Source organism: Sphingopyxis sp. 550A (assembly GCF_053569535.1).
Genome location: NZ_CM131615.1, coordinates 2,477,625 through 2,500,484, shown reverse-complemented (window position 1 = coordinate 2,500,484; position 22,860 = coordinate 2,477,625). Strand labels below are relative to the sequence as shown.

At 66.4% G+C, this 22,860-nt stretch carries 21 protein-coding genes and 1 tRNA gene; 9 read left to right on the top strand and 13 right to left on the bottom strand.

Annotation, left to right across the window (positions count from 1 at the left end; translation table 11 throughout):
- Positions 1-14: 14 nt before the first annotated feature.
- Positions 15-1,427, top strand: a complete 1,413-nt coding sequence (locus tag ACVENA_RS12125; protein WP_449325568.1) for an SPOR domain-containing protein — start codon at positions 15-17, stop codon at positions 1,425-1,427.
- A 212-nt stretch (positions 1,428-1,639) separates the two neighbouring features.
- On the opposite strand, the gene ACVENA_RS12120 is transcribed toward ACVENA_RS12125, so the two are convergent.
- From ACVENA_RS12120 to ACVENA_RS12090, 7 genes are all read right to left on the bottom strand, one after another.
- Positions 1,640-2,803 carry a helix-turn-helix transcriptional regulator gene (locus ACVENA_RS12120; RefSeq protein WP_449325567.1) on the bottom strand — a complete coding sequence of 388 codons (1,164 nt, stop codon included), beginning with the start codon at positions 2,801-2,803 and terminating at the stop codon, positions 1,640-1,642.
- A gap of 229 nt (positions 2,804-3,032) precedes the next feature.
- A complete protein-coding gene (locus ACVENA_RS12115; protein ID WP_449325566.1) occupies positions 3,033-3,986 on the bottom strand; it encodes a hypothetical protein in 954 nt (317 codons plus the stop codon).
- 278 nt (positions 3,987-4,264) lie between these two features.
- Positions 4,265-5,479 carry a dihydroorotase gene (locus tag ACVENA_RS12110; RefSeq protein WP_449325565.1) on the bottom strand — a complete coding sequence of 405 codons (1,215 nt, stop codon included), beginning with the start codon at positions 5,477-5,479 and terminating at the stop codon, positions 4,265-4,267.
- A complete protein-coding gene (locus ACVENA_RS12105; protein WP_449325564.1) occupies positions 5,470-6,468 on the bottom strand; it encodes an aspartate carbamoyltransferase catalytic subunit in 999 nt (332 codons plus the stop codon). The genes ACVENA_RS12110 and ACVENA_RS12105 overlap by 10 nt, the downstream gene beginning before the upstream one ends.
- Positions 6,469-6,481: 13 nt before the next feature.
- Complete coding sequence (locus ACVENA_RS12100) at positions 6,482-6,799, bottom strand: DUF1294 domain-containing protein (RefSeq protein ID WP_449325563.1); 318 nt, start codon at positions 6,797-6,799, stop codon at positions 6,482-6,484.
- A 14-nt stretch (positions 6,800-6,813) separates the two neighbouring features.
- Positions 6,814-7,272: a Holliday junction resolvase RuvX gene (ruvX, locus tag ACVENA_RS12095; protein WP_449325562.1), complete on the bottom strand. Its 459-nt coding sequence runs from the start codon at positions 7,270-7,272 to the stop codon at positions 6,814-6,816.
- A 127-nt stretch (positions 7,273-7,399) separates the two neighbouring features.
- Positions 7,400-8,683, bottom strand: coding sequence for a DUF3089 domain-containing protein (locus tag ACVENA_RS12090; RefSeq protein ID WP_449325561.1), 1,284 nt, complete (start codon positions 8,681-8,683; stop codon positions 7,400-7,402).
- A 409-nt stretch (positions 8,684-9,092) separates the two neighbouring features.
- On the opposite strand from ACVENA_RS12090, the gene ACVENA_RS12085 reads away from it, so the two are divergent.
- The 5 genes from ACVENA_RS12085 (at position 9,093) to gatB (ending at position 14,485) form a co-directional block, all read left to right on the top strand.
- The gene (locus ACVENA_RS12085; RefSeq protein ID WP_449325560.1) at positions 9,093-10,862 is read left to right on the top strand and encodes a DUF4153 domain-containing protein; all 1,770 of its coding nucleotides are present in this window, start codon (positions 9,093-9,095) and stop codon (positions 10,860-10,862) included.
- Positions 10,863-10,937: 75 nt separating this feature from the next.
- Positions 10,938-11,240 (top strand): Asp-tRNA(Asn)/Glu-tRNA(Gln) amidotransferase subunit GatC, encoded by a 303-nt coding sequence (gatC, locus tag ACVENA_RS12080; RefSeq protein ID WP_449325559.1) that lies wholly within the window; start codon positions 10,938-10,940, stop codon positions 11,238-11,240.
- Positions 11,240-12,721, top strand: coding sequence for an Asp-tRNA(Asn)/Glu-tRNA(Gln) amidotransferase subunit GatA (gatA, locus tag ACVENA_RS12075; RefSeq protein ID WP_449325558.1), 1,482 nt, complete (start codon positions 11,240-11,242; stop codon positions 12,719-12,721). The genes gatC and gatA overlap by 1 nt, the downstream gene beginning before the upstream one ends.
- A 1-nt stretch (position 12,722) precedes the next feature.
- Positions 12,723-13,022 carry a hypothetical protein gene (locus ACVENA_RS12070; RefSeq protein ID WP_449325557.1) on the top strand — a complete coding sequence of 100 codons (300 nt, stop codon included), beginning with the start codon at positions 12,723-12,725 and terminating at the stop codon, positions 13,020-13,022.
- Positions 13,019-14,485 (top strand): Asp-tRNA(Asn)/Glu-tRNA(Gln) amidotransferase subunit GatB, encoded by a 1,467-nt coding sequence (gene gatB, locus ACVENA_RS12065; RefSeq protein ID WP_449325556.1) that lies wholly within the window; start codon positions 13,019-13,021, stop codon positions 14,483-14,485. The genes ACVENA_RS12070 and gatB overlap by 4 nt, the downstream gene beginning before the upstream one ends.
- Positions 14,486-14,499: 14 nt before the next feature.
- Here the strand turns inward: gatB and ACVENA_RS12060 are convergent, their stop codons facing one another.
- The gene (locus ACVENA_RS12060) at positions 14,500-15,456 is read right to left on the bottom strand and encodes a hypothetical protein (RefSeq protein ID WP_449325555.1); all 957 of its coding nucleotides are present in this window, start codon (positions 15,454-15,456) and stop codon (positions 14,500-14,502) included.
- A gap of 69 nt (positions 15,457-15,525) precedes the next feature.
- On the bottom strand, positions 15,526-16,266 hold the full coding sequence (locus ACVENA_RS12055) for a hypothetical protein (RefSeq protein ID WP_449325554.1): 741 nt from the start codon (positions 16,264-16,266) through the stop codon (positions 15,526-15,528).
- 310 nt (positions 16,267-16,576) lie between these two features.
- On the opposite strand from ACVENA_RS12055, the gene ACVENA_RS12050 reads away from it, so the two are divergent.
- Positions 16,577-17,068 carry a hypothetical protein gene (locus ACVENA_RS12050; RefSeq protein WP_449325553.1) on the top strand — a complete coding sequence of 164 codons (492 nt, stop codon included), beginning with the start codon at positions 16,577-16,579 and terminating at the stop codon, positions 17,066-17,068.
- Between the two features lie 15 nt (positions 17,069-17,083).
- Here the strand turns inward: ACVENA_RS12050 and ACVENA_RS12045 are convergent, their stop codons facing one another.
- From ACVENA_RS12045 to ACVENA_RS12035, 3 genes are all read right to left on the bottom strand, one after another.
- On the bottom strand, positions 17,084-17,839 hold the full coding sequence (locus tag ACVENA_RS12045) for a hypothetical protein (protein WP_449325552.1): 756 nt from the start codon (positions 17,837-17,839) through the stop codon (positions 17,084-17,086).
- Positions 17,840-17,910: 71 nt separating this feature from the next.
- A complete protein-coding gene (locus ACVENA_RS12040; RefSeq protein WP_449325551.1) occupies positions 17,911-19,593 on the bottom strand; it encodes an amidohydrolase in 1,683 nt (560 codons plus the stop codon).
- 161 nt (positions 19,594-19,754) lie between these two features.
- Entirely contained in the window at positions 19,755-19,952 is a 198-nt protein-coding gene (locus ACVENA_RS12035) for a hypothetical protein (RefSeq protein WP_449325550.1), read from the bottom strand.
- Positions 19,953-20,121: 169 nt separating this feature from the next.
- Between ACVENA_RS12035 and ACVENA_RS12030 the strand changes: the two genes are divergently transcribed.
- Positions 20,122-20,206 (top strand) — tRNA-Leu (locus ACVENA_RS12030).
- Positions 20,207-20,298: 92 nt separating this feature from the next.
- A complete protein-coding gene (tig, locus tag ACVENA_RS12025) occupies positions 20,299-21,885 on the top strand; it encodes a trigger factor (RefSeq protein ID WP_449325549.1) in 1,587 nt (528 codons plus the stop codon).
- 293 nt (positions 21,886-22,178) lie between these two features.
- On the opposite strand, the gene ACVENA_RS12020 is transcribed toward tig, so the two are convergent.
- A complete protein-coding gene (locus tag ACVENA_RS12020) occupies positions 22,179-22,796 on the bottom strand; it encodes a DNA-3-methyladenine glycosylase family protein (RefSeq protein ID WP_449325548.1) in 618 nt (205 codons plus the stop codon).
- Positions 22,797-22,860 lie beyond the last annotated feature (64 nt).

The following is a 22,860-nucleotide window of genomic DNA, read 5'->3' as shown; positions in this document are numbered from 1 at the left end:
TGGGGGGACTTTCGATGAACCGCAAATTGCTGAAGAACCTCGCGGTTTCGGGTTTCGCGCTGAGCGTCGTCACCGGATGCAGCGGGATGGCGAAGATGGCGAATGCCGCGCCCGAATCGAACCGCGCGCCCGCGACGGCCGCCAAGGCCGCCGACAAGGCACGCGACGCGCTCGAGGCCGGCAAGCCGACCAAGGCGGTGGCGCTCGCCGAAGCCGCGGTCGCCGCGAGCCCGCGCGACGCGACCTATCGCGCGCTGCTCGGTCAGGCTTATCTGAATGACGGGCGCTTTTCGTCGGCGACCTCGGCGCTGAGCGACGCGATGGAACTGGGCGCGAAGGACGGCAACACCGTCATCGCGCTGACTCTCGCCTATATCGCGCAGGGCAAGAATGATCAGGCAAACGACCTGCTGAAGCGCAATTTCAACATCGTTCCGGCGTCGGACATGGGGCTCGCGCTCGCGCTGACCGGCGACAGTAATTCGGCAATCTATATGCTGACCGAAGCCGCGCGGGCGCCCGACGCCACCGCGCGGACGCGGCAGAATCTGGCGCTCGCGTTCGCACTGTCGGGCCGCTGGGCGCAGGCGCGCATCCTCGCCGCGCAGGACCTGTCGCTCGACAAGGTCGAGGCGCGGATGCTCGAATGGTCGAAGCTCGCCGAACAGCCCGATGCCGGAATGCGCGTCGCCAGCCTGCTCGGCACCGCGGCGCGGGCCGATGCCGGGATGCCGGTGCGCCTGGCGCTGAGCAATTACAGCGGTACCGAAATGGCGGCCGCCGATGCGCCCGTCGAACTGGCAAGCGCCGACCCGGCGCCGGTCGCGGCCTTTGCGCCGCCGCCGCCCGTCGAGGCCGCGCCGGTTCTGGCCTCGGCCGCGCCGAGCCCGATCCGCACCGTCGAACTGCCGATGCCGGCGCGCGACGAAAACGGCGTGGTGCCGGTCACCGAACTGCCGCAGCCGAAGCCGGCAGAGATCATCCTGGCCGACGCCAAACCCTATCGCGCCGCGCCGCGCGTCGCGGGCGACCATGTCGAGGCGATCCGCCCGGCGCAACGGCAAGCGCTCGAACTGGCGACCAAGATCCTGCCGCGGGCGATGGCTTTCGACGCCAAAAAGCCTTCGGGCTGGGCGGTGCAACTCGGCGCCTATGACAGCCTGGGCATCGCCAAGGAGAAATGGGGCGTACTGAAGCAGCGGAGCGCGATGCTCGGCAATTATCCGGCGTCGAGCCACGCCGCGGTGGTGAACGGGCGCACCTTCTATCGTCTGACCGTCAACGGCCTTGCGACCCGCGCCGATGCGTCGAAGCTGTGCGGCGAACTCAAGGCGAAGGGCCAGACCTGTTTCATCCGGCAGATGGGCGGCAGCGAGAGCATCCAGTGGGCGGCGGCGGCAAAGCCGGTGCGCATGGCGGCGCGCTGACCGAATTTGGGGGCCTCGCGCAAGCGAGGACAGGGGAGGGGCGCAGCTGCGGGGCTGCGCCCTTTTTCTTTTGGCGGGTTTCGACCGAACCCCGTCATCCCGGCGAAGGCCGGGATCTCACCCTATCGCCATGTCGCACCGGCGAGATCCCGGCCTTCGCCGGGATGACGGGAGCCGTTAGTAGATGTCCGCTCCCCACCCCAAAACTGCCTTTAGCCTTGTGAGCTTCCCGGCAGCCGCGCGAGGGTCGCGACGAGTTGGGCCTGGCTGGTCGCGCCGGTCTTGCGGAAGATGCCCTTGAGCAGGAAGCGCGCGGCGTTGAGGCTGACGGCGCGGAGCGCGGCATAATCCTGGAGCGTCTGCCCCGCCGCGAGCGCGACCGCGAGGCGCGCTTCGGCGGGAGTCAGGGCGAACCATTGCGCGACGCGGTCGATCTCGACCACCGGGGTCTCGCCCGGCGAACTGCCGAGCGTGACGACCAGCGCGGCGCCGAGCTGGACTCCGCCGATCTGTTCGGCCGACTGGCGCGTGATACGCGCAGCGAGCACCGGGCATTCGGCGCCGGACTCGTTCACGGCCTGAAAGGCGAGCCCCGCGGGCGCGGGGCCGGCGGCGAGGTCGAGCAGCTTCTTCTGGCTTGCGCCGTGCGTGAAGGCGAACCGGTCGTTCGCGAGGCGGATGAAACCCGCCTCGGCATAGCGCGCGGCGCGGCTGTTGGCGGCGAGGATATTGAGCTGCTCGTCGAGGCTGAAGATCGCGAAGGGTGCGGCGTCGGCGGCGGCGCGCGCGGCGCCCGCCGCGAGTTCGAGCGAGGCGATGCGGTCGCTGATCCGCATCGCGCGCTGGATATGCGGGGCGAGGATGCGCAGGCCGCGCTTCAGTTTCTCGGCATCGCGGTCGCCGGGGCCGGGAAGCATCAATCCCAGCCGCTCACCGCCGCGCCGGTCGAGCAGCACCCCGACCAGCCGGTCGATGCCATAGGGTTTCAGGAAATTGCGGAAGAATTCGGACTCGTAGAATTCCTCGCGGGTCATGATGTCGTAGCTGTCGACCACGCTGCCGTTCGCATAGCGCGGGAATTTGCGCGACCAAGGGTGGTTCCCGGCATAGACGGCGGTGTAGATTTCCTGGATGCCCGCGGCGAGCCCGGTCGCGGCGACGAAACGTGCGCGCGGCGGGCTGGTGCTTTCCCATATGACGAACGCGGCCTCCCAGCTCAGCGGGCAGAGTGCCCCGGTGATGCGCGCAAGCGTGTCGTTCCAGCGTTCGGGGTGGAGCACCGAATCATAGATGCGGCCGATCAGCTCGTTCAGCACCTCCCATTCGGCGGCGGTGTCGGTATCGGGCGAAGACTTCTGAACGGAATCGATCGGCACTGTCGTCCCCGGCTGAAAGAGCGGCGGCGGGATTCGTCGAGGACGGCCCTTGGGCACCAAACAATGCGGCGGAAAAAAATGCAATGCTACCCGATCGGGTAGCGAAATTGTCTTCGCGATCGGCCAATCATCCGGGGCGACCCAAGCACGGAATGATCCACCATAATCGTTCCGTTTATCTTGAAGCCCGCCGGTTCACCGACGGGCTTCTTTTTTGCCGATCGCGGCGTCATCTGAGCGGCGCGGTCGCCGAGCACCAGGTGAAGACGCGCTGATACTCCTCGCCGGGTTCGGCAATGAAGCTGCGCGGTCCTGTGACCTGCACGACGTCGGCCGCGTCGCCGAGCCTGTATTTTCCGCCGCCGAGGTTCTTGACCGGCTTGATCGCATAGTCGCCGTCGGCGTCCTGCCACAGCGTCGGGGTGACGAGGATGCCGTCATTCGCCAGCGCACCGGCGCATTTCGTCCCGAGGATATAGAAGCCGAGCGGGATCGGGAGGCCCGCGACCATCTTCGGCTGGCCCGCGGGCGCCGCAGGGGCGGGAGCCGTTGCGGCCTGTTCCTCCCGGTCGCGTTCCTCCGGGCTCTTGCACGGCTTGCCGTCGTAGAACCAGCCGCCGTCGGCCGAATAATCCTTGCCCGACCAGCGCACGCGGTGGAAGCAGAAGCCGGGACCGCCGATCTCGATATCGGGCCACGGCGAGCCCTTGCGCGGGACGAACATCGGAATGCCCGAGCTGTTGATCAGTTGCTTCCAACTGCTGCCCGTCCAGCTCACGATCGCAAATCCCCGCTCCGTGTTACCATAGCAATAAAGGCCGGAGTCGCTGACGACGACTTCGGGATTGCCGTCGCCGTTGAGGTCGCGGATCGACGGTTCGCTTGCAAACTGGCTGTCGTCGATTCCGGCGCTGCAGCCTTCCTTTGCCGAATCCGCATCGGCCGCCCAGACCTTGCCGAACTTCTTGAAGCCGGCCGTCTTCATGATCGCGTCATAGTCGCTTGCGGCAAGGCTCCTAGCCCGCATCGGCAGCGTCCAACCGGCGGGACCGCTCGCCGGTTTCGCCGCGACCGTGGCGGGAGCGCCGGGGGCGCCGTCGGTTGTCGCGGCATCGGCAGAAGCCGCTCCCTGATCGCCCGGTCCCGAACAGGCCGCGAGCGCCGCCGCAAGCATGCCGCTCAAGATGAGGCGAGAGAAATGGGTCGAAAAGCGCATGAGATTTCCCCTCGAATCTCCAACGGCGCCGGTTTTAGGCGGCCGGGACGGGGCGTGTCTTCATGGAGTTCTCAAGAACTTCTAAAGCTTGGGATTTCGGCATACGCCTTGTTCCCCCGCGAAGGCGGGGGCCATCTCCGGGCGTATCGCGCTCAGCGCACTCTGCCCGATAACGGAACCGCAGAAGATGGGCCCCCGCCTTCGCGGGGAACAAGATGGTCGAATTTCCCGGATGCCAGCCCAGCTCAGCGGATGCGCTGACCACCCTTCCACAGCATCGTCACGCGACCCTGCACCGGCATGCCGTCGAAGGGGGTGTTGCCGGCGTAGGCCGCCATCTTCTTGGCATCGACCTGCCACGGGGTGCCCTCGTCGATCAGGATCAGGTCGGCTTCCAGCCCCGCATCGAGGCGGCCGGCGTCGAGGCCGAGCAGTTTCGCCGGATTGGCGGCGAGAAGGTCGAAGAGGCGGGCGGGAGTGACATGGCCGTCGCGGACGAGTTGGAGGCCCATCGCGAGCAGGGTCTCGGCTCCCGCCATGCCGGGCGCGGCCTCGGCGAAGGGAAGGCGCTTGTCCTCCGGCCCGCGCGGGTCGTGGCCCGAGGCGAGGACATCGATCGTGCCGTCGGCGACGGCGGCGAGGCAGGCGTGGCGGTCGTCCTCGCTCCGGAGCGGCGGTGACAGGCGCGCGAAGGTGCGGAAATCGCCGATCGCGGTGTCGGAGAGGAAGAGATGCGCGGGGGTGATGCCGCAGGTGACGGCAAGGCCGCGCGCCTTGGCGTCGCGGACAAGCGCGAGCCCGCGCGCGGTGGTGACCTGGCGGAAATGAAGCGCGGCGCGGGTCTCCTCGGCGAGCATCAGGTCGCGCGCGATCGCCATCGCCTCGGCGATCGCGGGCGCTGACGCGAGGCCGAGCCGCGTCGCCATTTCGCCGTCGGTTGCGACCGCGCCCGCGGTCAGCCCCTCGTTCTCGGCGTGCGCGATGACGGTGAGGCCAAGCGAGGCGGCGTAGGCGAGCACGCGGCGCATCACGCCCGCGTCGGCGATGCGTGCGCGGCCAGTGGCGACGGCGCGCGCGCCGGCCTGTTTCATCAGCCCGATCTCGGCGAGTTCCTTGCCCGCGAGGCCCTTGGTCGCGGCGGCGAGCGGGTGGACCCAGAGGTCGGGCTTGCCGGCTTTCGCTGCGCGTTCGACGAGCCCGGCGCCGTCGAGCGGGCCGCTGTCGGGCATCAGCGCGGCGCGGGTGATGCCGCCGAAGTGGAAGGCGGGCTTGTCGGTCGCGAAGACGCCGAGGTCGATGATGCCGGGGGCGAGCCACTGGCCCCTGGCGTCGACGGTTTCGGTAGCTTCGGGCGTTTCGGCCGGGTTCAGCGCGGCGATGCGTCCGTCCACGACGAGCAGGCTCGCGCTCTCGCCACCGAGCAGGCGCGCGTTGGGGATGAGGAGCGGCTTCAGTTCCATCCCGGCACTCCCCGCTTGCGGCGCGTCAGGATATCGAGGCACGCCATACGCACCGCGACCCCCATTTCGACCTGCTCGGTGATCGTCGAGCGCGCGGGATCGTCGGCGACGCTGCTGTCGATCTCCACCCCGCGGTTCATCGGACCGGGGTGCATAACGATCGCGTCGGGCTTCGCGCGTTCGAGGCGCTGCGGAGTCAGGCCGTAGAGCGCGTGATATTCGCGCGGGCTGGGCAGGTAGGCGCCGTCCATGCGCTCGTTCTGGAGACGGAGCATCATCACGACGTCGGCATCCTTCAGCCCCTCGTCCATGTCGGTGAAGGCGATAGCATGCATCCGATCGATCGCGGGCGGGATCAGCGTCGGCGGCGCGACGACGCGCACCTCGTTGCCGAGCAGGGTGAGCGCGAGGATGTTCGAGCGCGCGACGCGGCTGTGCAGCACGTCGCCGCAGATCGCGACGGTCAGCCCCTCGACCCGTCCCTTGCGGCGGCGGATCGTCAGCGCGTCGAGCAAGGCCTGCGTCGGATGCTCGTGGCGCCCATCGCCCGCGTTGAGCACCGGGCAGTCGACCTTGTCGGCGATGAGCTGCACCGCGCCCGACGACGCATGGCGGATGACGATCGCGTCGGCGCGCATCGCGTTCAGCGTCATCGCAGTGTCGATCAGCGTCTCGCCCTTCTTCACGCTCGACTGCGCGGCGTGCATGTTGACGACGTCGGCGCCGAGCCGCTTGCCCGCGATCTCGAACGACAGCAAAGTGCGGGTCGAATTTTCGAAAAAGGCGTTGATGATGGTGAGCCCGGCGAGGCGATCGTCGTGCTTGGCGGCGCCGCTGCGGTTCAGCTCGACCCACTGTTCGGCGGCGTCGAGGACGTAGGAGATTTCCCACGGGGTGAGCTGGGCGATGCCGGTGAGGTGGCGATGGCGAAAGGCATCGCCACCGGGCGGATAATCGCTGGCGGGGCGGGTTGTCGTGGCGCTTGTCATTAAAGCCGAGCGTCTAGGCGGCTGCGGCGATTTTCGCAAGCGCCGAGACGAGCAGCGGCTCCAATATTCCAAGTGCCCACAGGACGAGTAGGATGATGTCGACCCAGAGCCAGATCAGCATCCAGGTCGCGAACGGCTGCTTGCGCGTCTTGTGACGCGCGAAGCGGGCGGCGCAAACCGTTCCGAGCGCGCCGCCGAGAAAGGCCCAGAGGAGCAACCGGGATTCGGGCGTGCGGCGCATCCCCGCCTCGGCATAGCGTTTATCGCAAACCATCTCGACGAAGGCGATCAGGTTCACGGCGATCAGCCAGGCGAGGATATAGACGGTCAAATATGCTGCCCCTTTTAGCGCGTCATCGCGTCGATCGCGCCTTGCAGGATGAAGGCGGCGGCGGCGCTGTCGACGCGTTCGGCGCGCTTGGCGCGGCTGACGTCGGCGGCGATCATCGCGCGTTCGACGGCAGCGGTCGACCAGCGCTCGTCCCAGAGAAGGACGGGCAGGGCAAGCGGGGTGAGGTTGCGCGCGAAGGCGCGGGTGCTCTGGGTGCGCGGGCTGTCGGTCCCGTCCATGCTGAGCGGAAGCCCGACGACGAGGCCGACGACCGATTGTGCCGCGATGACGGCCTTCAACGCTTCGAGATCGACCGAGAATTTCTTGCGGAGGATCGTCTTGTCGGGGCTCGCGAAGCTCCACCCGGCGTCGCAGAGCGCGACGCCGATGGTCTTCGTGCCCACGTCGAGCCCCGCGAGGCGCCCGCCGTTCGGCAGCGCGGCGGCGAAATCGGGGGCGAGGGTGGTGATCATCAAAACCTCTCTAACCGTTCGTGTCGAGCGAAGTCGAGACGCCCCGAAGGCGGGCGCGATCGATGGGTGTCTCGACTTCGCTCGACACGAACGGATTGGAGGCCATGGGCGAGAGCGGGACCCCGGATCAAGTCCGGGGTGACGAGGGAGGAGAAAGGGGCGCCGCCGCCGCAACCGGCGCCGCCGGGGGCGGCACCGGCGAGGGTTTGCCCTCGAAGGTCGCCAGCCGCCGCAGCGCGTCGGCGCGGACGTTCGCCCAGAAAAGGGTGATGTCGTAGACGTGGTAATTATTGCCCGGGAGCACATAGCCCGCGACGACATAATTCTTCGCGGCGTCGGCATCGCCGATCAGCAGGAAGCCGCGGTCGGCGTCGCATTGGGCGCCGACCTTGCCCGCGATCAGCGTTCCCGCCTTGAAGCCCGCGCTCGGCTTCAGCGTGCCGATATTGGCGTCGGGGCCGGCGGCGGTGTCGGGAATGCCGGTGAGCGGATTGGTGCAGAGCATCCGCGTTCCCGCGCGCGGGCGGCCGTCGAAGCCGATCGTGCCGTCATAGGCGCCGGTGACCATCGCCGTGTCGGCGGGCTCGGCAAAAGTCGCCCAGCTCAGGATGCAGCCCTTCTGCTCGGGCGTCTGGCAGGCGGGAAGGCCGAGCGCTTCCATGTCGGTGTCGAGGCTGATCGGCCAGCCGATGACATAGGCCGCGACGATCCGCTTTGCGAGCGCGGTGCCCGCGATCCGGTTCTTGATCAGCATTTCGATATGCAGCGCGCCCTGGCTGTGGCCCGCGAGGATGATCGGCCTGTTCTTCGGGATCGAAGCGACGAAGGCGTCGAATGCCTGTTCGACGTCGCGATAGGCGGCGTCGATCGCCTTGCCCGCGGTGACGCGATCCTCGGCCAGGAAGGCGCCGAGCGTCGCCTGGCGGTAGCGCGGCGCCCAGACCTGACCCGCGTCGCCGAAGGCGCTCGCCATGCCCTGCATGAACAGCTTCGCGCGGTAATTGGCGTCGGCGTCGTCGAGCGGGGCGTTCCAGCTTGCCTTGCTGTAATAGCTCGTCGGGTGGACGAAGAAGACCGCTGCGTCACCTCTGGGAAAGGCCGCTTCGGCAGCGTCAGCGGGGGCCGCGGCCTTGGCCGGCGGGATCAGCTTGCCGGAAGCGTCCTTTGCCGGTGCGGTTTCGTCGGTCGCGGGCGGGCGCCAGTCCGACGGATCGGCGTCGAGACCGGGGCGCGCGAACCACATTTTGGGATCGTCATAGGTGTTCGGCGCGGCGACGGTCTGCTCGACGAATTCGGTGCTCGGCACGAAGGCGACGCGGCCGAACCAGCCCGGATTGAGCTGATAGGCGATGCCGACCCCGAGGATGAGGAGAATGATCGCGGCGATGATATAGAGGAATTTGCGGGCCAAAGGGGGCTCCATGGGAGAGGATTTGAGCGCTATCTAGCTATTCGCGACCGCGCCTTCAAATGTCTCGTCATATTGACCTCGCTTCCAAGGCGATGGGGCGTTTTTTCGGAGATCGCGATACTTCGTCACCCCGGATCAAGTCCGGGGTGACGCGGGAGGCGAGATTGCACTCTATGGAGTGTGGGGATTCAGCTTTCAGCTGTCCGATTATGGAAAACCGTGTTCCCCCGCGAAGGCGGGGGTCCAGAGCAGCGCAACGCCAGCCCGCTCTGGACCCCCGCCTTCGCGGGGGAACATGATGAATCCTCATATCAGTTCATATGTGAATCCCGACAATCCCAACTCTTCAAACTGCGTCGCTGTCCCGAAACGAGTTCAGCACGGCGTGTTTTGAGGTTAGACGTTGCGCATGACCGATGCGCCCGCCAACCCGCCCGCCCCTGAGTCGCCCCGTCTTTCGGCAAGGCTCGACGACAGCGACCCGCCCTGGCCGCTGCGGCCGTGGATCATGGCGCTGGCCGGAACGATCGCGGGGCTGATCTTTCATCTGCTGATCGACCGTTCTCAGAACGCGCCGGGCCGCGACGCGCTCGCGGCGTTCGTCGCCGTCGCGACCGTGGTGTTCCTGCTCGGGGTCGAGCGGCGGCGCTGGCACTGGGCGGCGGGCTTCGCGCTGGCGTGGGGCGCCGTCATCGGCCTGATCGCCTGGCATTCGGCGGGCTATAATGTCGGCGGATCGCCGTTCGAATGGCCGTTCTGGTCGGGGATGCTCGCGGTGCTCGTCGCGACGCCCTTGTTCCAGACGCGGCGCGACGTCGCGCCCGACTGGCGCTTCTGGAAATTGTGGCAGATGCCCTATGCGCGGCTGCACAGCCACGCCTGGGCCGATGCGGTGATCGGCGCGGCGGGACTGGCGTTCGTCGGCGTGACTTTTTTGCTGATCGTGCTGATCGGGCAGATGTTCAAGCTGATCGGGATTAACCTGATCGAACGGCTGCTCAACGACGAATGGTTCGGCTGGATGCTGGCGGGGGCGGCGTTCGGTGGCGCCGTTGGCCTGCTGCGCGAGCGCGACGGGCTGGTCGCGACCTTGCAGCGGCTGGTGATGATCGTGCTCGCGGTGCTGGCGCCGGTGCTCGCCGCCGCCCTCGTGCTGTTCCTGTTGTCGTTGATCGGAACCGGGCTGACGTCGCTGTGGGAATCGGGCTTTTCGACCGCTGCGCTGATGTTGGCGGCGGCGGCCTTCGCGGTGCTGCTCGCCAATGCGGCGATTGGCAGCGGGCGCGACGAGCGCGCGGGCAATCGCCTGCTGCACGTCGCGGCGGCGGCGCTGGTCGCTGCGGTGCTGCCGCTGGCGGCGATCGCCTTTTATTCGATGTATTTGCGGGTGGTCCAATATGGCTGGACCCCCGAGCGTTTGTGGGGCGTTATCGCGGCGGCGATCGCGCTCGCTTATGGCGTCGCCGGGCTGTGGTCGGTCGTGCGGGGGCAGCAGGATTTCGACGACCTCTTGCGGCCGTTGCAGCAGAAACTGGCGATCGGGCTGATGCTGCTGGCCTTGGTCCTGGCGCTGCCGGTCGTGGATTTCGGAGCGATTTCGACGCGCGACCAGCTTGCCCGGTTGAAGTCGGGGACGGTCAAGGCCGAACAATTCGACTGGGCGGCGCTGGCGTTCGATTTCGGACCTGCCGGGCGCCGCGCGCTCGCAAAGCTGGCGACATCCCCCGACAAGACGCGCGCGAACCTTGCGGGATGGGCGCTCAAGGCGAAGAATCGCTGGGAGCTCAATCTGACCGACAGCGGGCCTGACAAGAGCGACATCGCCTATGCCGCAAAGCCGATCGCACAGAAGGTGCGGGTGCTTCCCGCCGGCGCGACGCTGCCTGTCGAGGCGTATGCGGTCCTCGACGCGCGCGATATGTGTCGGACCGCGCCGTGCATCGCCTATCGACTGAACGAGGGGCGGATTGCGGTCGTGGGCCGCGGCAACAGTGTCGCGCTGTTCGCTCGCGATCCCAAGACCGCCGTCTGGGCCGAGGATTATGGCGCGTTTCGTCCCGGCGGCCGGACCAGGGGGCCGACGATCTACGAACTGGAGCATGCGGCGGTCGAGGTGCGGACGGTCACGCGAAGCCAGGTTTTCGTGGACGGCGTGCCGGTGGGTGAGGATTTCCAATAGCATCGGTATCGGCGCCGCTTGAAGCGCGCCGGACACAATGCTAGCGGCCCAGCTTCTCCCGATAAGGCGATCAAGATGGCAATCGATCAGGCAACAGTCCGAAAAATAGCGTCGCTGGCGCGCATCGCGATCAGCGATGCCGAAGCCGCGGCGATGGAAAGCGAATTGAACGGCATTCTCGGCTGGGTCGAGCAACTCGGCGAGGTCGATGTGACCGGGGTCGAGCCGATGACGGCGGTGATTCCGAACACGCTACGGCTGCGCGACGATGTCGTCGATGCCGACCCGCTGACCGGCGGCAACCGCCGCGACGATATTCTCGCGAACGCGCCTGCGCCGCAGCACGGCTTTTTCGGCGTTCCCAAGGTGATCGAATAATGACCGAGCTTACCAACCTGACCGTTGCGCAGATTCGCGACGGGCACCGCGCGGGCGATTTCAGCGCCGTCGAAGTCGCGGAGGCGTTCAACGCCAATGTCGCGGGCGCGAAGGCGCTCAACGCGTTCATCGTCGAGACGCCCGAGCTTGCGCTGGCGGCGGCGAAGACGGCCGACGCCGACCGCGCCGCAGGGACGCTGAAGCCGCTGTCGGGCGTGCCCATCGGGATGAAGGATCTGTTTGCGACCAGCGGCGTCCAGACGACCGCCGCGAGCCATATGCTCGAAGGTTTCGTGCCGCGCTACGAGTCCACGGTGTCGCAGAAATTGTGGGATGCGGGCGCGGGGATGCTGGGGAAGCTGAACCTCGACCAGTTCGCGATGGGATCGTCGAACGAGACGAGCTATTTCGGCAACGTCATCAGTCCGTGGCGGCGCAAGGACGGCGGCAATGCGGCGCTCGCGCCGGGTGGCTCGTCGGGCGGCAGTTCGTCGGCGATCGCGGCGCGGCTCTGCCCCGCGGCGACCGGGACCGACACTGGCGGCTCGATCCGCCAGCCTGCGGCTTTCACCGGCATTTCGGGGATCAAGCCGACCTATGGCCGCTGCTCGCGCTGGGGCATCGTCGCCTTTGCGAGCTCGCTCGACCAGGCGGGGCCGATGGCGCGCGATGTGCGCGACTGCGCGATCATGCTCGAAAATATGGCGGGCTTCGATCCCAAGGACGCGACGAGCCTCGATTTGCCAGTGCCGAATTGGGAAGCGGCTTTGTCGAGTGATCTCAAGGGCAAGGCGGTCGGTATTCCCAAGGAGTATCGGCTGGAGGGCATCGACCCCGACATCGACGCGATGTGGGATGCCGGGATCGCGATGCTGAAGGATGCGGGGGCCGACGTCGTCGAGATCAGCCTGCCGCACACCAAATATGCGCTTCCCGCCTATTATATCATCGCGCCCGCCGAGGCGTCGTCGAACCTCGCGCGCTATGACGGCGTGCGCTACGGTCTGCGCGATCTGCCCGAAAAGGCAGGGTTGCAGGACATGTACGCCGCGACGCGCGCCGACGGCTTCGGGCCCGAGGTCAAGCGCCGGATCATGATCGGCACCTATGTGCTGTCGGCGGGCTTCTACGATGCCTATTACACGCAGGCGCAGAAGGTGCGGACGCTGATCGCGCGCGATTTCGAACAGGCGTTTGCGTCGTGCGACGTGATCCTCGCGCCGACCGCGCCGTCGGCGGCGTTCGGGCTGGGCGAAAAGACCGCCGATCCGCTGGCGATGTACCTCAACGACGTGTTCGCGGTGCCCGCGAGCCTCGCGGGGCTGCCCGCGATGTCGGTCCCCGCGGCGCTGAACCGCGAAGGGCTGCCGCTGGGGTTGCAGATCATCGGCAAGGCGTTCGACGAGCAGGGCGTGCTCAACGCGGGGCTGGCGATCGAGGCGCGGGCGGGCTTTACCGCGCGGGCGGAGAAATGGTGGTAAGATGACCCCGGTCGTCGTCATACCCGTCTACGGATGGGGTTTCTTGGAAACTATCGACGGCGAATTGGCAGACCCTTTCGAGATCAATATTTCGGAAACGGGCGTGGATGTCGGGCAGCCTGGATTGGGCTGGCGTGGCAAGGTCAGCCAAGCGGGCCATAAATATGACGGCATGACCGTCTCCATGCACCCTCGCCATGTCGAGTGGACCGGAGTCGTGGTGTTGGATGTGACAAGCGGTGGAGCGACGATTTACAACGGCTTCGCCCATACCGAAGGTTTGGAGTGCAACTGGAAATGAGCGACTATCGCATCAAGGGCGAAACCGGCGAGTGGGAGGTCGTGATCGGCCTCGAGGTCCATGCGCAGGTCACCTCCAACGCCAAGCTGTTCTCGGGCGCCGCGACGACGTTCGGGGCGGAACCGAACACGCAGGTGTCGCTGGTCGACGCCGCGATGCCGGGGATGCTGCCGGTACCGAACCGCGAGTGCATCCGTCAGGCGGTGCGCACCGGTATGGCGATTGAGGCCGAGATCAACACATGGTCGCGGTTCGACCGCAAGAATTATTTCTATGCCGATCTGCCGCAGGGCTACCAGATTTCGCAGCTTTATCATCCGCTTGTCGGCGAAGGCTCGCTGACGATCGAAGCCGATGAAAAGGCGGGTCTGCCCGAAGCGAAGCGCATCGGGATCGAGCGCATCCATGTCGAGCAGGACGCCGGCAAGCTGATGCACGACCAGCATCCGACGATGAGCTATGTCGACCTCAACCGATCGGGCGTCGCGCTGATGGAGATCGTCTCGCGCCCCGACATGCGCTCGCCCGCCGAGGCCGGGGCCTATGTCCGCAAGCTGCGCTCGATCCTGCGCTATGTCGGCTCGTGCGACGGCAATATGGAAGAGGGCTCGATGCGCGCCGACGTCAACGTGTCGGTCCGCAAACCCGGCGACGAATTCGGAACGCGCACCGAGACGAAGAACGTCAATTCGGTGCGCTTCGTGATGGCGGTGATCGAGGGCGAGGCGAAGCGTCAGGTCGAGCTGATCGAAAGCGGCGGCACCGTGGTGCAGGAAACGCGGCTTTACGACCCCGACCGCAATGAGACGCGCTCGATGCGGTCGAAGGAAGATGCGCATGATTACCGCTACTTCCCCGATCCCGACCTGCTGCCGCTGATCCTCGACGACGCGTTTCTGGCGGAGTGCCGCGAAAGCCTGCCCGAACTGCCCGACGCCAAGCGCGCGCGCTATCTGAGCGAGGGGATTTCGGCCTATAACGCCGATGTGCTGACCGCCGAGGTCGAGGCGGCGCGCTGGTTCGACGCTTTGCTCGAAGCGGGCGCGAAACCCGTCGCGGCGGCGAACTGGGTGACGAGCGAATTGTTCGGTGCGCTCAATCGGCTCGGCAAGGACATTTCGGAATCGCCGGTCAGCCCGGCGCAGGCCGCCGAACTGCTCGGCCTTGTCGCCGACGGCACCATTTCGGGGACGATCGCGAAGCAGGTGTTCGAGAAGATGCTCGAAAGCGGGAACGGCGCCGCGGCGATCGTCGATCGCGAAGGCCTCAAGCAGACGAGCGACACCGGCGCGATCGAGGCCGAGATCGCCAAGGTCCTTTCCGCCAACGCCGACAAGGTCGAGCAGTATAAGGGCGGCAAGGAAGCCTTGTTCGGTTTCTTCGTCGGCCAGACGATGAAGGCGATGCAGGGCAAGGCGAATCCGCAGGTGGTGAACGAACTGCTGAAGAAGGCGCTCGGCTGACCGGCCGGGCTTCGTCAGCCCTCTTCGTTTGCGGGGACTCCGTTTGCCGGGACGGTCGGCGCACCGCGCGCTTCCGTCGGGGGCAATGTTTCCACATGGACGAGCCCCTTCGACCAGAGGAGCATTCCGCCGTCCGGATCTCGCGCGATCAGCGGGCCATAGAAGCCGGCACCGAAAGCCTTTTCGCGATCCTTGCCGGTCAGGCGCTGTAATTCGGCCTCGGTCAGGTTCAGCGCGTAGGGGATCGTTCGTTCGAGGCTGCCGAAAGCCTTGTCCAGCGCAGCCCTTGCCCGGCGCCCGCGATCCGCGGCCCATGCGGCGACATTGTCCTCCTGTGCATAGGATCGCCGATCCAACTGCACGACGCTGGTGATCGTCTGCCGATAATAGGGCGCGGGCGCGGCGCCGCGCGCTTTGTCTTTTTCCTTATGGGCCAGGGAAATTTCGGCCACGGCGCGGATTTGCGTGAAGTCGGGCGACAGGCCGTAGCTGTAGGCGACGAACGCGATTTGCGGCGCATCGGCGGACGCGGCGAAGGCGCGGCGGCCATCGGCGGAGGCATCCTTGCTCAGCGCGATGTCGCGGGAGCGGAACCAGCCGATTTGCCCGAGCGCCGCGCGGGTCGTTGCGAGCACCAGCGCATCGGCGTCGAAATCGCCCAGCACCTGGCGTAGCGGCGCGACGGTCGTTTCGGCTTTTTGGACGGCGGTGTCGCGCATCCGTCTGCCTTTGTCGTCCATCGACTCGATGATGATCGCGCCGATCAGGCCGCCGCCGCCCGCCGAGCTGGCAACGCGCCCGACGTCGACGCTCGTCTCGATCCAGTTTTGGGCGAGGATGATTTGAACCGCGCGGCCGTCGGCGGCGCGGTCGCGTTCGGCGACGATCGCCGAGGGTTTGGTGGGCGCGGGCGTCGCCATCGCGGCGGGCGCAACGACGGCGGCAAGGCAGAGGCCGATCAGCAGGCGCAAGGCGGGCTTCCTGTGACGAACGGGATACAGGGCGCCGCCGCAGGAAGCGACGGTCACCCCCATCCCCAATCATTTGGCGGGCGCGTAACCCTTGGCGAATTCGAGGAAATTCTTCACGAAAACCTCGCGCAATTCCTGGTTGGCGGCGGCCTCTTCCTCGCCGGTCTTCGGCGGGAAGATCGAAAGGCCGTTGCCGCCGCGCCCCTTGACCATCGCCGTCTCCTTCTTTCCGGTGCGGAAATCCTTGACGATGAAGCGGTTGTTGAGCGAGCGGCCGTAGATCGCCTTCTTGGTATAGAAATTCTGGGTGATGATCAGTTCGACGTAGCAGGCGGCCGCCGACTGGGTGAGCCGGGTCGTCGCCTTGGTGCTGATCTTGCGGTCGGCGATCGGCGTTTCATAGATGATCTGCGACGGCGGTAATTTCAGCGCCGCGAGGAGGTCGATCGATTGCAGCGCGTCGATCTGCATCTGCGGTCCCAGGGCTTCCTTCAGATATTCGGCTTCGCTGATATTGCGGTTCTTGTTCGACGCGGCATCGGCGACCGCCCCCACGATGCCGAAGCCGGACAGCCAGCCGGTGGTCATCGCCTGCCCCTCGATGGTCGGGAAGACATGAAGCTCGCAGTCCGGGACCGGCGCCGCTTCGACCGACGGCGCCGCGGCATCGACCGGCGCGACGGGGGCGGGGGCTTCCTCCGCCGCGACCGCGGTCGTTTCGGCCGGGGTATCGGATGCCGGCTGCGCGGCCGCCGCCATGATCGGAACGCAGGCTGCGGCGATCGTCGCGATAACGGCCCTGGTTCGCATAATATTCGTCATTGTCGACCCCCTGTTCCCAAACAGGGGCGACATTCGAGCGGAATCGCCGCGCTTCCTTGCAGACGCGCGATCGAATGAGCGGCATTCGACGGCGCGGCAAGCCGCAGGTCCGGTTTGATGTAGCAACCCCCGTGACCGGACCGAATGGCCGGACGATCCCGTTGCTAATTTGCGCCGGAATCTTTGCAAGGGCTTTTCGCGCCATTCCGGAAATATGCCGCCGCCCCAAAAGCATTGACGTCCGCCGCCGGTGATCGCTAACACACTGGAATTGCAATCGGAACGAGGTAGCGAAGAGATGATGCGAAACAGGTTTTCGGCCGGCGCGCTGCTGGTTCTTGCGACCATGGGCGGAGCCGCTGCCGCAGCGGGCGGAGAGGCGCCTGTGGTGACCGACGGCTACGACTGGACGATGCGGGTCGACGACGCGGAGCGCGCGCAAAGCGCGGTTCTGGCCTATGAAGTCGCCGATACCGACGATCAGCCGCTGGCGTTCGCCTGCGAGGAGGGCGGAAACCGCATCTTCGCGAGCATCACCGGCGGCGATCCCGAACTGAGCGCGATCGAACTGACGTCGGGCGACGCCCGCCTGCACCTCAAAGGCACCACCGACGCCGAGGAAATGCCCTATTTCTCGTCCGAAGAGATCGCGGGCGGTTCGCCCCTGATCCGCGCGTTCGCCGCCAACGGCTGGCTGCGCCTGACCGCGTCGGGCGAAACGACCGACATGGCCGCGACGGCAAAGGGCAGGGATGCGATCGCGCGGTTCGTGCGCTTCTGCACCGAATAGGCGGCGCGGCGCGAGTCAGAAGCGTCGCTGGCCCGCGCCCCAATCACCGGCGTCGCACTGGCCCGAGAAGGGCGTCATGCCCTCGATCGTGATCCGGCCCGAGCGGCGGTCGATCGCCAGTTTCGGCTTGTTGAGCCCGTTGAGGCGATAGGTCGCGCTGATCCTGTCGGACGTCACGACCAGGTTGTCGAGATCCCACCAGCCGTGATCGTCGCCCGAATGGATCGGCGGAACGAGCTTCGGACCGAGCTGGATGCGCCCATGGTCGCCATATAGCTCGATCTGGACGTCGCTATTGAACCCCTGCGTGCCGTTGGAAAGCGTGTTGCTCCATTCCCATTTATGGCTGTGGGGATTCCATTTGTAGCTGGGATTGTTCTGAACCGTCGCGCGGGTGCCGGCGCCATAGCAGACCAGAATCAGCGAGCCCGGGTCGCGCGGCGCATCGACGCGCCGGGCGTCGTGATCGGGTTCGGCCCGGCTTTCGTCGGCGTCGCAATTTTCGGGTGGCACCGAAATCAGCGCGCCATAGCGGCCATCGGCGGTTGACACCGACAGGCAGCGGCCGGTGCGGGCGTTGAACCAGAAGGTATAGCGTTGCTCGCCGACCACGGTCGAGTGGCGCGCTTCATAACCGCGCGCGAGAAGCTGGGTCTCGCCGCCCGCTGCCCGCGCCCCGGCAAGATCGGCGACGTCCGATGCCGATTGGGCGGCCGCCATCTGCGGCAAGGTGGCGGAGGCGAGGACGAGAAGCGAAAGCGGGTGGCGCATCGGAGACTCCTGTTGCGATCAAGAAAACTACTACCGATTGACGATCGATTCCTTGATATTTTGCAAAGCGGTCAGTCGGCGCGCTTCCAGACGCTCGTGCCTTCCTTGACCGTCTCCAGCACCTTGATGTCGCGGATCGCGTCGACCGGCGTCGTCAGCGGATTCCGGTCGAGGATGACGAAGTCGGCGAGGAGTCCGGCCTTGATCCGGCCCTTGCGATTTTCCTCGAACGCCTGCCACGCAGGGCCGGTGGTGAGCGCCTGTAGCCCTTCATAGGCGCCCAGCCGCTCGTCGGGGCCGCTGATCACGCCGGTCGGCGAGACGCGCGCCATCGAGGTCCAGAGCATGAAGCGCGTGTCGAGCGGGGTGACGCTGTAATCGCTGTGGTTCGACGGGATCAGTCCCGCCGCGCGTGCCGACTTGAGCGGGCTGATGAAATCGACGACCTCCTTCGGGAAATTGGTGCGGTGGACGTCGGCCCAAAACCAGGCGTGGTTCGAGAAATAGGAGGGGCCGACCCCGATGCGCTTGTAGTCGGCAAGCTGGCCCCGGCGCTGGAATTGCGAGTGGATGACGATCGGGCGGCGGTCGTCGGCGGCCGTGATCCCGGCGGCATCGAAGCCCTTGATCGCCATGTCGATCGCCGCGTCGCCGTTGGCGTGGACGAAGACCTGCCAGCCGCGTTCGGTGACCTTTTTGACGAGCGCGTCGAACGCTTCCTGATCCATCGCGGGGGCGCCGTGCCAGGGGTGGCTGCCGTCGGGCGCGCCGCGGGCATAGTCGCGGGTGAAATAGCCGGTGCGCGCCTGCACCGACCCGTCGAGGATGACCTTGATCCCCTGCAATTTCACATGGCCGTCATATTGGCCGAAGCGGATGTCGGGCTGCGCGAGCAGCGCGTCGAGCCCGGTGTAGAGCGGTAGCAGCGCGAGATCGATCTGGAGGTGCTGGCGCGCCGCGGGGCCGGTGAAGAAGGCGAGGTCGCCGGGCATCGTCGCGCCGTCCTGCGCATGGGTGTACCCTTCCGCGAAATAACGCTGCTGCGCCGCGTCGAGCCGCGCAAGCTTTTGCTCGGGCGAGAGCTGCGGCATCGCGGCGAGCATCAGGAAGGTCGATTTTTCGAGTAGGACGCCGTTTAGATGCCCGTCGGCGTCGCGCAGCATCATCCCGCCCGGCGGCGGCTGGCTGGCGTCGGTCAGCTTCGCGGCGGAGAGCGCGGCGCTGTTCGCGACGAGCGCGTGGAGCGACTGGTGGAGCACGACGATCTTGCGGTCGGCGGCCACCGCGTCGAGCTCGGCGCGCGTGATGTGGCGCTTTTCGGCGAGCTTTTCATGATCATATTGCCAGACGATCACCCAGCCGTCCCTGGGGATCGCCTTGCGTGCGATATAGTCGCGGATGACGCCTTGCAGCGAAGCGATGTCGGTGACGGGCGGCAGCGTCTTGTCCCAGAGGTCGAGCCCGTCGGCCATCTGCATCGCGACCGCGAAGTGCGAATGGGCGTCGACGAAACCGGGGAGCATCGTCGCGCCCTTGAGGTCGTGGATCGCCGCGTCCTTGCCCGCGGCGGTGCGCGCGGCCTTTTCGTCGCCCGCGAAGGCGATCCGGCCGTCCTTCGCGACGACCGCCTCGACCATGTGCGGCGAATCGCCGTCCATCGTGATGATCGTCCCGCCGCGATAGAGCGTCGCCTCCTCGGCGGCGGCGGGCGCGGTGATCAATAGCAGCGCCGCGAGCGTGGCGATGGATTTCATGTCTCTCTCCCTCGCCGAAACCGTGGCGGGGAAGGGGGGAGGAGGTCAAGTCTCTCTTTGCTACCTATCTTCGTCTTTCCCGCGAAAGCGGGAACCCAGCGTGGGGTCAGCCGACGCGCGCTCTGGGTTCCCGCTTTCGCGGGAATGACGAAGGAAGGGGCTCAAATCTGCTGCGGCGGCACTTCGCTCGGGCCGCGACCGGGCTGGTCGATGTCGCCGCCGCCTGGACCTCCGGGGATTTCCTGCGGCTGGCCGGCGGGGTCTTCGAGCGGGGTTGGTTGGACCGGCTTTTCAGGCGGCGCCTGCGGTTCGATCGTGTCGGGTTTGGGTTTCGGAAGCGGGTCGGGGGCGGCGGTCATGGCGATTCTCCTTGGCTTGATCAACGAACCGGCGCGGCGCATGTTCCGGCCCGCGGACAGAACGCAAGGTCCGCCCTTGCCCTTGGCGGCGTCTCTGCTATAGCCCCGCGCGGCCCGCACGGGCGTGCGCGGCAGCGCGCGATTTCGTGCATCCGGCCGAAAGCTCTCAGCGGGCGTGGCGGAATTGGTAGACGCGCTGGTTTTAGGTACCAGTATCGCAAGATGTGGGGGTTCGAGTCCCTTCGCCCGCACCACGCTCCGCGAGCTTTGGCCGGACACTGGGGAACGCCGCCTTTCGGGCGGGGTTCATCGATACGAGATTTTGAGCAAGGATAAGACCAAGGCAATGAAGACCGTCGAAACGCTGAACGAAGGCCTGAAGCGCGAATATCGCCTGACCATCACCGCGAAGGATATCGACGCGCGCGTCGACGACGAGGTGAAGGCGATCGCGCCGACCGTGCGGATGCCCGGCTTCCGCCCCGGCAAGGTGCCGCCGAACCTGATCCGCAAGATGCATGGCGAGGCGCTGAACGCCGACGCGCTCAACAAGGCGATCGACCAGGGCGTCAAGGACCTGATGGCGAAGGAAAAGCTGCGCCCGGCGCTGCAGCCCGGCGTGACGCTGGCCGACGGCTATGAGCGCGGCAAGGATGCCGAGCTGACCGTCGCGCTCGAAGTGCTGCCCGACATCGCGACCCCGTCGATCGACGGGCTGAAGCTCGAACGGCTGACCGTTCCCGCCGACGACAAGGCGGTGATGGCGAAGATCGAGGAATTCGCCGCGCAGATGAAGCGCTTCGAAGATGCGCCGAAGACCAAGAAGGCGGCCCAGGGCGACCAGGTCATCATCGATTTCGCCGGCAGCGTCGACGGCGTCGCCTTCGACGGCGGCACGGGCGAGGACATGGCGGTCGAGATCGGCTCGGGCCAGCTCATTCCCGGCTTCGAGGACCAGCTCGTCGGCGTCAAGACCGGCGACGAAAAGGTGCTGAAGGTGACCTTCCCGGACGAATATCCGGTCGAAAATCTGAAGGGCAAGCCCGCCGAATTCGCCGTGACGGTGAAGGAAGTGAAGGTTCCGGCCGCGTCGAAGATCGACGACGAATTCGCGAAATCGCTCGGCCTCGAAAGCCTCGACAAGCTCAAGGAGCTGATGAAGGACCAGGTCGAGCAGGAATTGAACGGCCTGACCCGCACCTATATGAAGCGCAAGCTGCTCGACCAGCTCGCCGCCGCTCATGATTTCGAGGTGCCGCCGACGATGGTCGAGGCCGAGTTCGGCCAGATCTGGCAGCAGCTCGAGCATGAAGCGAGCCACGAGGAAGACCCCGAGGCGGCGAAGGCCGAGCTCGAAAAGGATCGCGACGAATATCATGCGATCGCGGTGCGCCGCGTCCGTCTGGGCCTGCTCCTTTCGGAAATCGGCCAGGCGCACGGCGTGCAGGTGTCGAACCAGGAAATGCAGCGGCTGATCATGCAGGCGGCGCAGCAGTATCGTCCCGAGGATCGCCAGCGCTTCGTCGAATATGTCCAGCAGGACGCGCTCGCCGCTGCGCAGCTCCGCGCCCCGCTCTATGAGGACAAGGTCGTCGACTTCCTGTTCGAAAAGGCCGAGATCAGCGACCGCGAAGTGACGCGCGAGGAGATCGAGGCGGCGATCGAGGCCGACGACGACGGTCACGTCCATGGTCCGGACTGCGGTCACGACCATGACCACGACCACAAGCCCGCCAAGAAGGCGGCGGCGAAAAAGCCCGCTGCCAAGAAGGACGCGGTGAAGGAAGAGGCCAAGGCCGAGAAGGCCGAAGCCCCGGCGAAGAAGCCGGCGGCGAAAAAGGCTGCTCCCAAGGCCGACGCCGAGGAAAAGACCGAAGAAAAGGCCGCGCCTGCCAAAAAGGCTCCAGCCAAGAAGGCGGCGGCGAAGAAATAAGCCTCTTCGTTTCGCAAGCGATCAAAGGCCGGGTGGAGGGTGCTCCGCCCGGCCTTTTTCTTTTTTGACTCACGCAAAGGCGCGAAGGCGCGAAGAAGAAGATCATCCGTAAAAAAGCCGTTTGCCCTGAGCTTGTCGAAGGGCCGCTCTTTCTTTTGAACTTTGAAGAAGGACGGTGCTTCGACAAGCTCAGCACGAACGGGTTTGAATGGAAGTCTTCTTTGCGCCTTCGCGCCTTTGCGTGAAATCCGTCATTGCGAGCGTAGCGAAGCAATGATGAGGTGAGAGTATCCCTAAATCACATCCATATTATAACAATGCCAGCTGAAGATCGCCGCCGAGCCGCGATGCGGGCGCCACGGTTCGGCCAGCTCGCGGACCTGCTTTTCGCTCGGCCGGGCGCCGAGGCCGAGGATACGGCCGACCGCTTCCTGCACCGCAAGGTCGCCCGCGGGCCAGATGTCGGGACGCCCCTCGGCGAACAGCAGATAGATTTCGGCCGACCAGCGGCCGATACCCTTGACTTGGGTGAGCAGCGCAATCGCTTCCTCGTCGTCGGCGGGGAGGGCGTCGAAATCGAGCGCGCCGTCGAGCACGAGCTGTGCGAGACTCTTGCTATAGCCCTGCTTCTGCCCCGACAGGCCGCAGGCGCGCAGCGCGTCGAACTCGGCGGCGGCCATCACCTCCGCCGGGCAACCCTCGCCGAACGCGGCCTCCAGCTTGTTCCAGATCGAATTGGCGGCGGCGACGCTGACCTGCTGGCCGACGATGGTGCGGAGCAGGGTGGTATAGCCGCGCTCGCGGATGCGCGGCGGCGGATAGCCGGCATTGCCGAGCGCGCGCGCGAAATTGGCGTCGATCGCGGCGATCGCGTCGATTCCCGCATTCAACTGCTCCTGACCGAAGCTCATCGCGATATTCTCCTTTTGTTCGCATCGCTTCCGTAGCAGCGCTTGATTTGGCGCGCAACGCGCG